This is a genomic window from Streptomyces apricus (genome assembly GCF_008369065.1).
GTDB classification, from domain to species: Bacteria; Actinomycetota; Actinomycetes; order Streptomycetales; family Streptomycetaceae; genus Streptomyces; species Streptomyces apricus.
On record NZ_VDFC01000046.1, the window covers coordinates 1,035,358 to 1,049,102 of the forward strand.

Annotated in this window: 13 protein-coding genes (1 of these 13 running past the window's edge); 4 read left to right on the plus strand and 9 right to left on the minus strand. The window is 72.9% G+C overall.

Features of this window, described 5'->3' with window-relative positions:
- Window positions 1-67 precede the first annotated feature (67 nt).
- Window positions 68-661, plus strand: coding sequence for a helix-turn-helix domain-containing protein (locus tag FGF04_RS24810; RefSeq protein ID WP_188114208.1), 594 nt, complete (start codon window positions 68-70; stop codon window positions 659-661).
- Window positions 662-771: 110 nt separating this feature from the next.
- Here FGF04_RS24810 and FGF04_RS24815 read toward each other — a convergent pair whose 3' ends face one another.
- From FGF04_RS24815 to FGF04_RS24830, 4 genes are all read right to left on the minus strand, one after another.
- Window positions 772-1,692 (minus strand): LysR family transcriptional regulator, encoded by a 921-nt coding sequence (locus tag FGF04_RS24815; RefSeq protein WP_149513467.1) that lies wholly within the window; start codon window positions 1,690-1,692, stop codon window positions 772-774.
- A 64-nt stretch (window positions 1,693-1,756) separates the two neighbouring features.
- Window positions 1,757-3,193, minus strand: coding sequence for a sensor histidine kinase (locus FGF04_RS24820; RefSeq protein WP_149513468.1), 1,437 nt, complete (start codon window positions 3,191-3,193; stop codon window positions 1,757-1,759).
- Window positions 3,190-3,915: a response regulator transcription factor gene (locus tag FGF04_RS24825; protein ID WP_149513469.1), complete on the minus strand. Its 726-nt coding sequence runs from the start codon at window positions 3,913-3,915 to the stop codon at window positions 3,190-3,192. Before FGF04_RS24825 ends, FGF04_RS24820 begins: the two co-directional genes overlap by 4 nt.
- Window positions 3,916-3,970: 55 nt before the next feature.
- Window positions 3,971-6,199: an MMPL family transporter gene (locus FGF04_RS24830; RefSeq protein ID WP_235882478.1), complete on the minus strand. Its 2,229-nt coding sequence runs from the start codon at window positions 6,197-6,199 to the stop codon at window positions 3,971-3,973.
- Between the two features lie 121 nt (window positions 6,200-6,320).
- Here FGF04_RS24830 and FGF04_RS24835 point away from each other — a divergent pair, with 121 nt between their 5' ends.
- Window positions 6,321-7,040 carry a GntR family transcriptional regulator gene (locus FGF04_RS24835; protein WP_149513470.1) on the plus strand — a complete coding sequence of 240 codons (720 nt, stop codon included), beginning with the start codon at window positions 6,321-6,323 and terminating at the stop codon, window positions 7,038-7,040.
- A gap of 28 nt (window positions 7,041-7,068) precedes the next feature.
- On the opposite strand, the gene FGF04_RS24840 is transcribed toward FGF04_RS24835, so the two are convergent.
- Together FGF04_RS24840 and FGF04_RS24845 are read right to left on the minus strand one after the other, a co-directional pair.
- Window positions 7,069-8,037, minus strand: a complete 969-nt coding sequence (locus FGF04_RS24840; RefSeq protein WP_149513471.1) for a zinc-binding dehydrogenase — start codon at window positions 8,035-8,037, stop codon at window positions 7,069-7,071.
- Between the two features lie 142 nt (window positions 8,038-8,179).
- A complete protein-coding gene (locus tag FGF04_RS24845; RefSeq protein WP_408055666.1) occupies window positions 8,180-8,638 on the minus strand; it encodes an ATP-binding protein in 459 nt (152 codons plus the stop codon).
- A gap of 301 nt (window positions 8,639-8,939) precedes the next feature.
- On the opposite strand from FGF04_RS24845, the gene arsM reads away from it, so the two are divergent.
- Window positions 8,940-9,695: an arsenite methyltransferase gene (arsM, locus tag FGF04_RS24850; RefSeq protein ID WP_149513472.1), complete on the plus strand. Its 756-nt coding sequence runs from the start codon at window positions 8,940-8,942 to the stop codon at window positions 9,693-9,695.
- Between the two features lie 22 nt (window positions 9,696-9,717).
- A complete protein-coding gene (locus tag FGF04_RS24855; RefSeq protein ID WP_149513473.1) occupies window positions 9,718-10,053 on the plus strand; it encodes a YnfA family protein in 336 nt (111 codons plus the stop codon).
- A gap of 78 nt (window positions 10,054-10,131) precedes the next feature.
- Here the strand turns inward: FGF04_RS24855 and FGF04_RS24860 are convergent, their stop codons facing one another.
- From FGF04_RS24860 to FGF04_RS24870, 3 genes are all read right to left on the minus strand, one after another.
- On the minus strand, window positions 10,132-11,289 hold the full coding sequence (locus FGF04_RS24860; RefSeq protein WP_149513474.1) for a DUF475 domain-containing protein: 1,158 nt from the start codon (window positions 11,287-11,289) through the stop codon (window positions 10,132-10,134).
- A gap of 243 nt (window positions 11,290-11,532) precedes the next feature.
- The gene (locus tag FGF04_RS24865) at window positions 11,533-13,233 is read right to left on the minus strand and encodes an alpha-amylase family protein (protein WP_149513475.1); all 1,701 of its coding nucleotides are present in this window, start codon (window positions 13,231-13,233) and stop codon (window positions 11,533-11,535) included.
- Window positions 13,224-13,745, minus strand: the 3' portion of a protein-coding gene (locus tag FGF04_RS24870) for a TIGR03885 family FMN-dependent LLM class oxidoreductase (protein WP_149513476.1). It continues 474 nt past the right edge of the window; the window shows 522 of its 996 coding nt (coding positions 475-996); its start codon lies beyond the right edge, outside the window; the stop codon is at window positions 13,224-13,226. Before FGF04_RS24870 ends, FGF04_RS24865 begins: the two co-directional genes overlap by 10 nt.

Sequence of the window (13,745 nt, forward strand, 5' to 3'; positions counted from 1 at the left end):
AGGTGAGCGCGGGGTGCGGTGCGATCACGCTAGGCGCGCTTTGCGTACAGGGCATAGGATCTTGCGTATGACGCAAGGCACTGGTGAGCTGGACAGCCTGGTACGCAAACGGATCCGCGCCCTGCGCGTGGCGCAGGGCTGGTCCCTGGACGAGCTGGCCACCCGCGCCCGGCTCAGCCCCTCCACGCTCAGCCGCATCGAGAACGGGCAGCGCCGTCTCGCGCTGGACCAGCTCGTCACCCTGGCCCGGGCCCTGGACACCTCGCTCGACCAGCTGGTGGAGACGGCGACGGACGACGTCGTCTCCAGTCCGATGATCGACTCGACCCACCAGCTGATGCGCTGGCCGATCCGTGCGGATCCCGGCATGACGGTCGTGCGCCAGCGCATGACGGACCCGCCGCCCGACAACCCCGCACGCCTGCGGGCGCACCCGGGCCGTGAGTGGCTGGTCGTCCTGTCGGGCGTCGCGGTGCTGCTGCTGGGCAACCGGCGCTTCCGGGTGGAGACCAACCAGGCCGCCGAGTTCCCCACGATGCTCCCCCACGCCATCGGCGCCGAGGGCGGGCCGTGCGAGATCCTGGGCATCTTCGACCGGGACGCCCGGCGCGGCCACCAGAGCAGCGACGGCGGCGCGGACGCGCGCCGCACGGGGCGCTGAGCCGGAGCGACACGGCCCGGAACGACATGGGCCGGAGCGGCACGGCGAGGCCGGACGGGCTGTCCCCCGCCGTCGGGCAACGCGCCCTTTCCCGCGGGGAAAGGGCGCGCTCAGGAGGACTGGGACTGGGACTGGGCCAGCCGTCCCGGCAGGCGGGCCGCCAGGTGCTCGATCAGGGCGGTCACCCGGCGGGGCACGTGGCCGTCGTCCTCGGTCAGGGCGTAGATGTCGGCCGCGGGCGTCGGGACGTTCGGGAGCACGCGGACCAGTTCGCCGCGTGCGATGTGCGGGCGCACGTGCCACTCGGAGCGCATGATGACGCCGCGGCCCTCCAATGCCCACCCGGTCACGATGTCCCCGTCGTTGCTGGACAGGGAGCCGCGCACCCGTACGTGCAGGGGGTCGCCCGCGTCGCCGAACCGCCAGAGCGCGTAGTCCCCCTCGTTCTCGCGCAGCACGATGCAGTCGTGCCGCGCCAGGTCCTCGACGTGGGTCGGCGCGCCGTACCGGTCCAGGTACGACGGCGCGGCGCACGGCACCCGCCGGTTCTCCGCGAGGCGCCGCATCCGGAGCGAGGAGTCGGGCGGCCCGCCCACGTGGACGGCCACGTCGAAGCTGCTGCGGTGCGGCCGCAGCGGCAGCGCCGACGTCTGCAGCTGTACCTGCAGGTCGGGGTGGGCGGCCGCGAACTCCGCCAGCAGCGGCGCCACATGGGCGCGGCCGAGGCCGAGGGTCGCCTGGACGGTCAGCGAGCCGCGCAGCTCCCCCGAGCGGTCGGTCACCCGGTCCTCCAGCTCCCGGAGCCCGTCGAGGATCGGGTCGAGCCCGTTCGCGTACAGGGCGCCCTCCGAGGTCAGCACCAGTCTGCGGGTGCCGCGCTGGACCAGGCGGACGTCGAGGCGGCCCTCCAGCGCGCTCAGCCGTTTGCTGACGACGGGGAGCGACCAGCCGAGCCGGCGCGCGGCCGCCGTCAGCGTCTCGCTGGCCGCCACGACCTGGAAGAACCTGAGGTCGTCGATGGACGTCTTCACACGGTCCCCGTCCGTCCGGATGATGGCTGTCGGCGGTCTCGCACGGTTTTCCGCCGGGGAAAGTCTAGGTTGCCGCCGGGTCCGGAGCACGGGGAAGCAGGATGGTGACGGTGGTGCCGACGCCGACCTGCGACTCCACGTCCACCCGGCCGCGGTGGGCGTGCACGATGGCCTCCACGATGGCCAGACCCAGGCCCGAACCGCCGTAGGCGCGGCTGCGGCTGGCCTCGGCCCGCCAGAACCGTTCGAAGACGCGCGGCAGGTCCTGCGGGGCGATCCCGGGGCCGTCGTCGACGACCCGCAGGCGTACGTCCTCACGGGTGCGGTCCAGTTCGACCCGTACGGCGGTCCCTGCCGGGGTGTGCTGGACGGCGTTGCCCACGAGGTTGCGCACCACCTGCTGCAGGCGGCCGGCGTCGCCGACGACGGGCGCCGGGGGCGCGGGCGCCAGGGTGACGGCGCGCCGGGGGTAGATGATCTGGGCGTCCTCGACGACGCCCGCGGCCAGCGTGGTGAGGTCGACGTCGTGCTGCTCCACCGGACGGCCGGCGTCCAGGCGGGCCAGCAGGGCGAGGTCCTCGACGAGCAGCCGCATCCGCCCCACCTCGTTCTCGATGTGCTCGAACGCCGTCTCCAGGCCCGGGCCGGACACGCCGCCCTGCCGGTGCAGGTCGAGCCAGCCCGAGATGGTGGTCAGCGGGGTGCGCAGTTCGTGGGAGGTGTCGGCCGCGAGGGAGCGGACGGTCGCCTCCGCGCGGGCCTGGGCGTCGAAGGCGCGGTTGACCGCTTCGGCGAGCCGGTCCGTCTCGCTGCCGTTGCGGGTGGTCGGCAGGCGTTCCGTGAGGTGGCCCTCGGCGATGGCGTCGGCGGTGCGGGCCATCCGGGCCAGCGGGCGCAGGCCGACCCGCAGGACGACGACGGCCAGTCCCAGCAGGACCAGCAACGCGACGCCGATCAGCATGAGTTGACGTTCGACGAGGGCCACGACGGTGGAGTCGCCGACGGAGGTGTCGATGGTGAGGACGAGCGCGACGGGCCGCACGGTCTCCTGGGCGGGCCCGCGGTCGACGGTGAGTCCGGGGCTGGGGACACGGATCACGGCGAGGCTGTGCCGCCCGCCCTGTCCGTCGTACTCGGCGACGGTGCCGGCCGGCACGGTCGTGCTGAACGCGGTGACCTCCCGCGCCACCGGCTCCGCGGAACCGGTGCTGGTGAGGACCTCGTCGCCGGCGCCCACCGCCACGAGGCCCAGCGGGGGCCCGAGCAGGGTGGTGAACTGGTCGGCGTCGATGCGCTGCGGCCCCCGCCCGACGACCCCGGCGATCCGGTGGGCGCTGGTCTCCAGGGTGCGCTCGTGGCGCCGGTCCAGGTAGTCCTCCAGGAGGAAGGCGGTGATGACGGCGCTGGCCGCGAGGCCCGCCACCAGCAGGACGGCGAGGCCGGTGAGCAGGCGCAGGCGGACGCTGGAGAAGGACCAGGCGCGGCGGACGGGACGTCTCATGTGCGGGCCTGTTCTTCCCGCAGGGTGTAGCCGACGCCGCGGACCGTGTGCAGCAGCGGCGGGTGGCCGTGGTCGATCTTGCGGCGCAGGTTGGAGACGAAGCGCTCGACCACGACGGTGTCCCCGCCGAAGTCGTACTGCCAGACGGCTTCGAGGATCTGCGCGCGGGAGAGGACCTGCCCACGGTGGCTCAGGAAGTAGTGCAGCAGCCGATATTCGGTGGGTGACAGGTCCAGGAGCCGGCCCGCGCGGCGGACCTCGTGGCGGGGGTCGTCCATCGTGAGGTCCGCGACGCGCAGCCGCGTCTCCTCGGTCTCGGGCGGGGCGGTGCCGCGCGCCCGCCGCAGCAGTGCCTGCAGCCGGGCGCCGACCTCCACGACGCTGAAGGGTTTGGTGACGTAGTCGTCCCCGCCCAGCCGCAGTCCCCGCACCCGGTCCTCGACGGCGTCGCGGGCGGTGAGGAACAGGACGGGGACGTCGACGGCGCGGGCGCGCAGCAGCTGGAGGATCTCGAAGCCGTCGGCGCCGGGGAGCATGACGTCCAGGACGACGACGTCGGGGGCCCGGCGGGCGACCTGTTCGAGGGCCTCGGTCAGGTCGCCCGCCACGTCGACCTCGAACCCGGCGAAGCCGAGGGCCGAGATCAGCAGGCGCCGGATACCGGGGTCGTCATCGATGACGAGCACCCGGTCGGCGGTGCCCGGTGCGTCGACGGCGTTCATGCGTGCTCCTTGTTGCGGGCGGCGCGCCCCGGTGTCGGCTCCGTGGTTCATCGCGTCACGGGCCCACGGGGGCGGGCCGCTCGGCGGGACTCCGGGAGGTGTCGTCGGGTACGTGGAAGCTCTCGCCCTCGACGTCGAGGTGGGGCAGGAAGCGGTCCAGGCGCCGGGGCAGCCACCAGGCGCGGTCGCCGAGGAGGGCGAGCACCGCCGGTACGAGGGTCATCCGGACCAGGAAGGCGTCCACCATGACTCCGAAGGCCAGGGCGAAGGCGATCGGCATGATATCGGCGTCGTGGGAGAACAGGAAGCCGACGAAGACCGAGATCATGATGAGGGCGGCGGAGGTGACCACGCGGGCGGCATTGCGGGCCCCGGTCAGGACGGCCCGGCGGGCGTCCCGGTGGCGGACGTAGTCCTCCCGCATGGCGGACACGAGGAACACCTCGTAGTCCATGGCGAGTCCGAAGAGCACGGCCATGACGATGATGGGCATGAAGCTCGCCACCGGGCCCGCGCCCGCCACCCCCAGCAGACCGGCCAGCCAGCCCCACTGGAAGACCGCGACGGTGGCGCCGAAGGCGGCCCCGACGGACAGCAGGAACCCGATGGTGGCCTTGACGGGGACGGCGACGAACCGGAAAGCGATCATCAGGAGGAGCACGGAGAGGCCGACCACCACGATCGCGAAGGGGACGAGCGCGCCGCTGAGCTTGTCGGAGACGTCGATGCTGACGGCGGTCAGGCCGGTGACGGCGACGTAGCTGCCGCCGGAGGCTGCGAGCGGCTTCATCTCGGTGCGCAGGTGGGTGACCAGGTCGCTGGTGGCCCGGGTCCGCGGGCCGGTGTCGGGGACGACCTGGATGCGGGCGGCCGCCCCGTCGTCGGCCACGTCGATGCCGCTCACGTCGGCGATGCCCCGGACGTCCCGCAGGGCGTCCTCGACGGCGGCGGCCGTTTTCTCGACCGCCGCCGGGTCGTCGTCCTCGACGAGGACGACGAGCGGGCCGTTCGCGCCGGGGCCGAAGGCGTCACCGATCATGTCGTAGGCCTGGCGGCTCGACGCGGTGGTGGGGCTGTTGCCCTCGTCGGTCACGGCGAGCTGGAGTCCCAGGGCCGGCAGGGCGAGGGCGACGAGGGCCACGGTCGCGACGACCAGGGTGCGTACGGGCCTGCGCAGCACGCCCTCGGTCCAGCGCACGCCCATCGGCGTCCGGCCGCCGTCCCCCGCCGGGCGTGCCGTCCCGCGCCGCGCCCACGGGTGGCGGCGGGCGCCGGTCCCGGGGACGAGCCTGCGGCCGGCCAGCCCCAGCAGCGCGGGGAGCAGGCCGAGGGCCAGGACGACCGCGGCGGCGACCGCTCCCGCCGACGCGAGGCCCATGGAGGTCAGCATCGGGACGCCCGCGACCGCGAGTCCCGCGAGGGCGATGACCACGGTGGCGCCGGCGAAGACGACGGCGCTGCCCGCGGTCGCGTTGGCCCGGGCGACGGACTCCTCGACGGGCATGCCGGTCGCGAGCTGGGCGCGGTGGCGCGAGACGATGAGCAGGGCGTAGTCGATGCCGACGGCGAGCCCCAGCATGATCGCCAGGGTGGGCGCGCTGTCCGACACCCCGAAGACCGTGGCCAGGCCCGTCATGGCAGCCATGGTGCCGACGACGCCGAGGATCGCGGTGAGCAGCGGCAGTCCGGCCGCCAGCAGCGAACCGAATGTGATCACGAGGATGACCAGCGCCACGCCCAGCCCGACCAGCTCGGGCGGTCCGAAGGGCGAGGTGGAGGGGGCGTAGGCGTCACCGCCGTGGACGGCCTTGAGCCCGGCCCGTTCGGCCTGTTCGCCCGCGGCCCGCACGGCGTCGAGCGTGCCGGCGGGTACGTCGTCGTCCTTCTTCGTGGTGAAGGCGACCTGCGCGACCGCGGTGCGTCCGTCCCGGGAGACGGTGCCGTCCCGGAACGGGTCGCCGACCTCCGCGACCCCGCGCACGTCGCCCATCGACGCGAGGGCGGAGTCCAGCGGTCCGCGCAGACCGGGGTCGGTGACCTTGCGGCCGGGCGGGGCCTGGAACACGACGTCCGCGGACTGGACGTCCGGGGACGGGAAGTGACGGTCCATCTTGGTCAGCGCGACCTGCGCCGGTGACCCCGGGATGGAGCCGCTGTCCTGGAAGGAACCGGCGAACGAGAAGCCGAGGCCGATCGACGCGCCGAGCGCCAGGAGCCATCCGACCAACATCGTCCGCCACCGCCGGGCGCCGAAAGCGCCCAGCCGGTACAAGAGCGTCGCCATGCCTGCATCCCTCATCGGTGGGTGGTGGAGGTCCCGATCCTGTTCGGCGCACTTGACGGCGGCCCCACCCGTAACTTGAGGGTTTCTTGACAAGCATGCTGTAGCAAATACCATGACGTCCATGGCTCCGCTCCCCCCGCTCCCGTCACCGGTCACGCTCGGCGATCAGGCGTACACCGCCCTGCGCGAGGCGATCGTCACGGGAACGCTGGAACGCGGCGAGAAGGTCACGGAGCGGGGACTGGCCGAGTCCCTCGGCATCAGCGCGACCCCCGTCCGCGAGGCGCTGCGCCGCCTGGAGCAGGACCGGCTGGTGGAGCGGACGGGGCCCAGGTCGGTGCGTGTCGCCCGGTTCGGCAAGGACGAGCTGCGCGAGTTCACCATGATCGAGGACGTGCTGCGGGCCCTCGCCGCCCGGCTGGCCGCCGAGAAGTCGACGGCGTCGCAGCGGCGCGAGATGGCCGACTGCCTGGACGCGGCCGACGCGCTGCGCGGGCGGCTGCACGAGACCGAGCCGGGGACCGACGCGGAACGGGACCTCGTGCTGGAGATCCAGGACCTCATGCGGCACTTCCACACGCTGGTGGACCGGGCGGGCGGGAACGCCACCCTGGTCCAGATGCTGCACACCGTCGACGCCTTCGGCTCGCAGGAGCGGCGGGAGGGCGTCCTGTCCGAGGTCCGCGGGGAGCGGGCGAAGGTCGTCGACGAGCGCTACCGGCAGCACCGGGACATCTACGAGGCCGTCGCGGCCGGCGACGGCGCACGGGCCGAGGAGCTGATGAGGGCCCACAGCCGCGTCTCGAACACCTCCCGGATCACCACGCGCTTCCCGGAGTGAGGCGGCGGCCGTTCGCGGGCGCCGGGGCCTACGGCGTCAGCACGATCCTGCCGAAGACCTCGCCCGCGTCCATCTTCCGGTGCGCCAGGGCGGCCTCCTCCAGGGGCAGCACCTTGTGCACCACCGCCGCCAGTTCCCCGCGGGCCGCCGCGGCGAACTGCTCGACGCGCACGGCGCGGAGGTCGGCCGCGGCGACGGTGTCCGCGCTGAAGGTGGCGAAGGACAGCGACTTGCGGAACGCGTCCATCAGCTTCGTGCCGAAGTCGGCCGGCGGCTGCCCGGCCACGATGCCGACGGCGACCATGCGGCCGTTCGGGGCGAGCAGGTCGAGGAACGACGGCAGACCGGGGCCGGCCACGACGTCGACGACGACGTCGTAGTCCGCGGGGGCGTCCTGCGCGCCGGTGCTCGCGCCGGACCGGTCCAGTACGTGCGTCGCGCCCAACGACCGCAGCCGGTCGCCGCGTTCGGCCGACGACGTGGTGACGGCCACCGCCGCGGCGCCCGCGCGCACCGCGAGCTGGACCGTCATGATGCCGATGCTGCCGGCCGCCCCGCGCACGAGGACCCTCTCGCCGGGGGCGAAGTGCGCGTGCGCCAGCGCGAAGTGGGCGACGGCCCCGGAGCTGCCGAGCGCCACGGCGTCGGCGTCGGACAGGTCCGCGGGCAGCGGGACGATCTCCCGGACCGGGGCGGCGACCTGTTCGACGTAACCGCCACCCGTGCCGGTGAACGCCCAGACCCGCCGGCCGATCCACGAGGCGTCGACGCCCTCACCGACCGCGGTGACGGTGCCCGCGACCTCGCCGCCGGGGACGAACCCCTCCGCGAAGCCGTACGCGGCCAGCGCGCCGCTGCGGATCACGGCGTCGACCCCGCCGACGCCCGCCGCCCGCACGGCGATCAGCACCTGCCCGGCGGCTGGCCCGGGGGCCGGCAGGTCGACGACGGCCAGCCCGTCGGGGGCGCCGTACCGCTGGATCGCGATCGCCTTCATCGTCGTCTCCTCGTTCCCGTACCTCCGCGGCCCCGTCGTGCGGGACCGCTCCCAGGCCACGGACCGTAACGGACGCCCCCGTCCGCTCGGCCGAAGTGAGAGAGACGACCGACTTTTTGTCTCACGCCCTTTCGCGGGTCCTTCAGGTGGTGGAGGCGGGGTCCGCCAGGGCGATGCGGGCCGTGATCCGCTTGCCGACCGGCTCTCTCCGGATCTCCAGGTCCCGGGCCACGGCCTTGACGATCTCCAGGCCGTGCTGGCCGATCCTGCCGGGGTCGGCGACGCGCGCCTCGGGGACCGTGGGGTCGCTGTCCCACACGGTGACCTCCACCGTCTCGGAGGTGAGGCGCAGTTGGAGCAGGACGGGGCCGGGCGCGTACTTGCCGGCGTTGGTCACCAGCTCGCTGACCACCAGCTGGGTCAGGTCCATCGCGCGGGCGGTGATCGTCGGGCCGTGGCCGGTGCGGGCCCGTTCCAGGAAGGCGGTGGCGTGGTGGCGGGCGTCGGCGATGCTGCCGCCGTCCCCCTGTGTGGCGTAGCTGGTCTGCATCAGGTCTTCATCTGTCCCCGCCCCGCCCTCGCCGTCGCCCTGCGATTCCACCGGCATCGCCCTCATTCCCCGTTCACGAGCGCTCCGATACCCCCGGTTCCGCCATTCATGCACCGTACAAGTGTGCTCTGCGGCACATCCACCCGGGTGGGGCGGGTGCGGCATTCGGGCGGAATGGCCGCGCGGACCCGGCGCCCGGGGCGGGTTCGGCCACCCGTCCACGGCCGGGACGCCGGATTTCGACACCCTTCTATATTGACGTCCATCGATCCGGGATGCAGTCTTGTATCGACAACCTTCGATACAAGACGCCCGGGGCGGCACCCCGCCCCCCCTCGACCGGGAGCCGGACATGAATGAGCACTCCACCGAACTGCGCGAGACGGTCCGCCGGCACTACGCGGCCGCGGCCCTGGCGGTCACCGACGGCGGTACCGCCTGCTGCGGACCCGGGCCGGCCGGGGGCGACCCGGACTTCGGCTCCGCGCTGTACGCCGCCGAGGAACGCGACACCCTGCCCCTGGAGGCCGTGGCCGCCTCCCTGGGCTGCGGCAACCCGACCGCCGTCGCCGAACTCCGCGAGGGCGACCGCGTCCTCGACCTCGGCTCCGGCGGCGGCATCGACGTCCTGCTCTCCGCGCGCCGCGTCGGGCCGGGCGGCAGGGTGTACGGGCTCGACATGACCGACGAGATGCTGCGGCTCGCGGCGGCCAACGCCGAGAAGGCGGGCGCGACGAACGTCGAGTTCCTCAAGGGCACCATCGAGGCCGTCCCGCTCCCGGCGGACACCGTCGACGTCGTGATCTCCAACTGCGTGATCAATCTGTCCGTCGACAAGCCCGCCGTCTTCGCCGAGGTCTTCCGCGTCCTCAGGCCCGGTGGCCGCGTCGGCGTCTCGGACGTCGTCGCCGACGACACGCTCACGCCGCGGCAGCGGGCCGAGCGCGGCGACCACGTCGGCTGCGTCGCCGGTGCGCTCTCCTTCACCGAGTACCGCGACGGTCTGCGCGCCGCGGGTTTCACCGACGTCGAGGTGACCCCGACGCACCCGGTGGCCGACGGCATGCACTCGGCCCTGGTCCGCGCCGTGAAGCCGGGGCCGCGATGACCTGCGGGTAGGGTCGGCCGGTATGACCGTCGCACGATCCGTCGCCCTGTTCGCCGTCGCCGCCCTGTTCGAGATCGGCGGTGCCTGGCTGGTCTGGCAGGGGGTCCGCGAGCACCGGGGCTGGATCTGGATCGGTGCGGGCGTCATCGCGCTCGGTCTGTACGGGGTGGTGGCCACCTTCCAGTCCGACGACGACTTCGGGCGCATCCTCGCCGCCTACGGCGGGATCTTCGTCGCGGGATCGATCGCCTGGGGCATGGTCGCCGACGGCTACCGCCCCGACCGCTACGACGTCGTGGGCGCGCTGGTCTGCCTGGCCGGCATGGCCGTGATCATGTACGCCCCGCGCTCCCACTGACGCCGTACCCCTGCCGGTGTCCGTACCGGTGCCGGTGCCGGACCCGTCGGGCGTCGGCTCGACGGGTCCGGTCCGGGCTCAGGACCGGACCGGGACGCCGGCCTTCTCCTTGTCCGGGCCGCCCGGCCCCCCGGACTCCTCCTCCTTCGCCAGTGCCTTGTTGCGGCGTACGGAGGACAGGAAGGAGGCGCCGATCAGGACGACCCCGATGAGGCCGGTGATCACCTCGTTGATCTCGTACTGGATGGTGACCAGCAGGATCACGGAGAGGGCGCCGATGGCGTAGTGGGCGCCGTGCTCCAGGTAGACGTAGTCGTCGAGCGTGCCCTGGCGGACCAGGTAGACGGTGAGCGAACGCACGTACATCGCGCCCGTGCCGAGACCGAGGGCCATCACGACGATGTCGTTGGTGATGGCGAAGGCGCCGATCACGCCGTCGAAGGAGAAGGACGCGTCCAGCACTTCGAGGTAGAGGAACATGAAGAACGCGGCCTTGCCCGCGAGTGCGACGGCCGACCGGGGCTTCCCGGTGCGCTCGGCCTCCCCCTGCTCCTCCTGCTCGCGCTCCTCGTCCTCCTCGATCCGGTTCTCGAAGTGACCGGACAGACCGCCCACGAGCATGTACGTGACGAGACCCGCGATGCCGGAGAGCAGGACGGTCTCCGCCTTGTCCGCGTGCACGCCGCCGTGCTGGTGGGCGTGGGCGGCGAAGGTGAGCGAGGCGATCAGCAGCACGACCAGGGCGATGCAGACCGACAGCATGTCGACCTTGCCCAGCTTGGCCAGCGGACGCTCCAGCCAGCCGAGCCACTTGATGTCCCGGTCCTCGAAGATGAAGTCGAGGAAGATCATCAGCAGGAACATGCCACCGAAGGCGGCGATCGACGGGTGGGCGTCGGTCACCAGCTGCTGGTAGCGGTCCTTGTCGGTGAGGGCCAGGTCGACGGCCTCGATCGGGCCCATGGAGGCGCTGACCGCCACGATGACGACCGGGAAGACCAGCCGCATGCCGAACACGGCGATCAGCACGCCGACGGTGAGGAAGATCTTCTGCCAGAAGGCGTTCATCTTCTTCAGGATCCCGGCGTTGACCACCGCGTTGTCGAACGACAGGGAGATCTCCAGGACGGCGAGGATCGCCACCAGGCCGAAGGCGGTCCACCCCCCGTAGAAGACCGCTGCGACCAGGGCGAGCGCGGTGACCGCGAACGACCAGCCGAAGGTTTTGAGAAGCACTGGTTACCCCATCGTGTGGTGGGGGGCCACCGGCCCCCGTCGTGCAGTCGTATGGAGGGCGGTTTCCCTGTGGCGCACAACAAAACAAAGATGCCGTCGTCTTCCGCGTGCGGCAGGTCACCGCAGTGACGGACGAGCCGGATGACGACGGGCACGTCGATGGTACCCACGACCCCCTCGCCGCTCACGTGCGGAATCATGCCCGGGGACAGCCGGCCCCGGCCCGCCGGCTGTCCCCGGAGGTCAGTGCGCCAGCACCCTGTCGGGATCGTCGGCCTGGGTGCCGATCCGCAGCCAGCGGTATCCGTAGGCGGGCAGTTCGAGGGGGACGGTGCCGTCCTCGGACACGGTGAGGCCCGCGTGTCCCTCGTCGAGCAGGTCCGTCAGCCGGGCGCCGGGCCCCGCCCCGGGCAGCCGCGGCCGTACGGTGACCGGCCGGCCGCGGAAGTTGTGCACCGCCAGGACCGCTCCGTCGGCGGTGCGGCCGACGTGCGCGAGGACCGCCCGTTCCCCGGTCTCCACCGGCAGGTGGTCGCCCCAGGCCAGCTCGGGGGCCTCGCGGTAGCGCTCGGCGAACAGCCGGATGCGGCTCAGCAGGGAGCCCGGATCGCGGCTCTGCCCGTACACGTTGACCTTCTCGCAGCCGAACGCGCCGTCCACCAGCGGGTTGGGGAACGTGTCCGGGTCCGCGGTGGAGAACCCGGCACCGGCCTCCGGCGTCCACTGCATGGGCGTGCGGACGGCCTGGCGTCCCTCGGCGGCCCGGTTCTCCCCCATGCCGATCTCCTCGCCGTAGAAGAGCACGGGCGTGCCGGGGAGCGTGAACAGCAGGCTGTAGGCCAGTTCGATCCGGCGCCGGTCGCCGTCGACCATCGGCGGCAGCCTGCGGCGCAGCCCCCGGCCGTAGAGCTGCATGTCCTCCTCGGGGCCGAAGGCGGCGAACACCTCGGCGCGTTCGGCGTCGCTCAGCTTGTCGAGGGTCAGCTCGTCGTGGTTGCGGACGAACGTGGCCCACTGGGCGTCGCGCGGGGCGGCCGGGCGCTCGCGCAGGGCGGCGGCCAGCGGTCCGGCGTCCTCGCGGGCCATCGACAGGTACATCTGCTGCATCCCGACGAAGTCGAAACAGAGGGTGAGTTCGTCGCCGCGGTCCGAGGCGGGGTCGCCGAAGAACCGGGTGAGGCCGTCGTAGGGCAGGTTGACCTCGCCGAGCAGCACCGACTCGCCGTTGCGGCGGCCGAGGAAGGCGCGCAGGTCGGCGAGGTACTCGTGCGGGTCGGGCAGGGCTCCCGCGTCGTCCTGGCCGTCGGTCTCCAGCAGGAAGGGCACGGCGTCGACACGGAAGCCGGACAGCCCGAGCTGCGTCCAGAACCCCATGATGCGGGCTATCTCGTCGCGCACCTCGGGGTTGGCGACGTTCAGGTCGGGCTGCTGCTTGTAGAACCGGTGCAGGTAGTACTGGCCGCTGCCCTCGTCGTACTCCCAGAGGCTGTCCTCCGCGTCGGGGAAGACCACCCCCTCGGGGCCGTCCGCGGGCGGTTCGTCCGCCCAGACGTACCAGTCGCGGTGGGCGGAGTCCCGGCCGGAGCGGGCGTCCTTGAACCAGGGGTGGTCCTCGGAGGTGTGGTTGACGACCAGGTCGGCGATCACCCGGATGCCGCGGTCCCGGGCGGTGCGGACGAACTCGGCGAAGTCGCCGAGGGTGCCCAGGCGCGGGTCGACGCCGTAGAAGTCCGTGATGTCGTATCCGTCGTCGCGTTCGCGGGTCGGGTAGAAGGGCATCAGCCACACGCAGGTCACCCCGAGGCGCACCAGGTGGTCGATGCGCTGGGTGAGGCCCGCGAAGTCGCCGGTCCCGTCGCCGTTCCCGTCCTGGTACGTCTCGACGTCCAGGCAGTACACCACCGCGTTCTTCCACCACAGGTCGGACGTACGGGTCAGACGCACCGGAACTCCTTCGCGGTGGCGGGCACCGGGCGGGTGACGTCGAGGCGCGGCAGCACCCCGTCGGCGAACGCGTCGATGAACGGGCGCTGCTCGCGGCCCACGTGATGGAGCATCACTGCGTCGAAGCCCAGCTCGGCGTACTCCTGCAGCCAGGCGGTGTGCCGGCCCAGGTCGGAGGAGATGTTGACGGTCCCGGCGACCTGCTCGGCGGTGACGTGCTCGCTGACGATGTCGAACAGCTCCGGGGAGTCCAGGTCCCAGCTGACGGGCGGCGCGTGCACGTTGGTGCGCCACTGGTCGTGCGCCAGGGCCGCGGCCTCCTCCTCGTGCGGCGCCCAGCTCAGGTGCACCTGGAGGTGGAGCGGGCCGCGGCCGCCGGCGTCGCGGTACGCGCCGATGATCTCGCGCAGCCGCTCGCGCGGGGCGTTGACGGTGATCAGGCCGTCCGCCCAGTCGGCGCACCAGGCCGCGGTGGCGGTGCTGCAGGCGGCTCCGATCAGCGGCGGGGGCTC

What these genes read in the sequence shown, in the direction of transcription:
- FGF04_RS24810 (WP_188114208.1), top strand. Translation starts at nt 68, where the DNA reads ATGACGCAAGGCACTGGTGAGCTGGACAGCCTGGTACGCAAACGGATC.
- FGF04_RS24820 (WP_149513468.1), bottom strand. Translation starts at nt 3,193, where the DNA reads ATGAGACGTCCCGTCCGCCGCGCCTGGTCCTTCTCCAGCGTCCGCCTG.
- FGF04_RS24825 (WP_149513469.1), bottom strand. Translation starts at nt 3,915, where the DNA reads ATGAACGCCGTCGACGCACCGGGCACCGCCGACCGGGTGCTCGTCATC.
- FGF04_RS24830 (WP_235882478.1), bottom strand. Translation starts at nt 6,199, where the DNA reads ATGGCGACGCTCTTGTACCGGCTGGGCGCTTTCGGCGCCCGGCGGTGG.
- FGF04_RS24835 (WP_149513470.1), top strand. Translation starts at nt 6,321, where the DNA reads ATGGCTCCGCTCCCCCCGCTCCCGTCACCGGTCACGCTCGGCGATCAG.
- FGF04_RS24840 (WP_149513471.1), bottom strand. Translation starts at nt 8,037, where the DNA reads ATGAAGGCGATCGCGATCCAGCGGTACGGCGCCCCCGACGGGCTGGCC.
- arsM (WP_149513472.1), top strand. Translation starts at nt 8,940, where the DNA reads ATGAATGAGCACTCCACCGAACTGCGCGAGACGGTCCGCCGGCACTAC.
- FGF04_RS24855 (WP_149513473.1), top strand. Translation starts at nt 9,718, where the DNA reads ATGACCGTCGCACGATCCGTCGCCCTGTTCGCCGTCGCCGCCCTGTTC.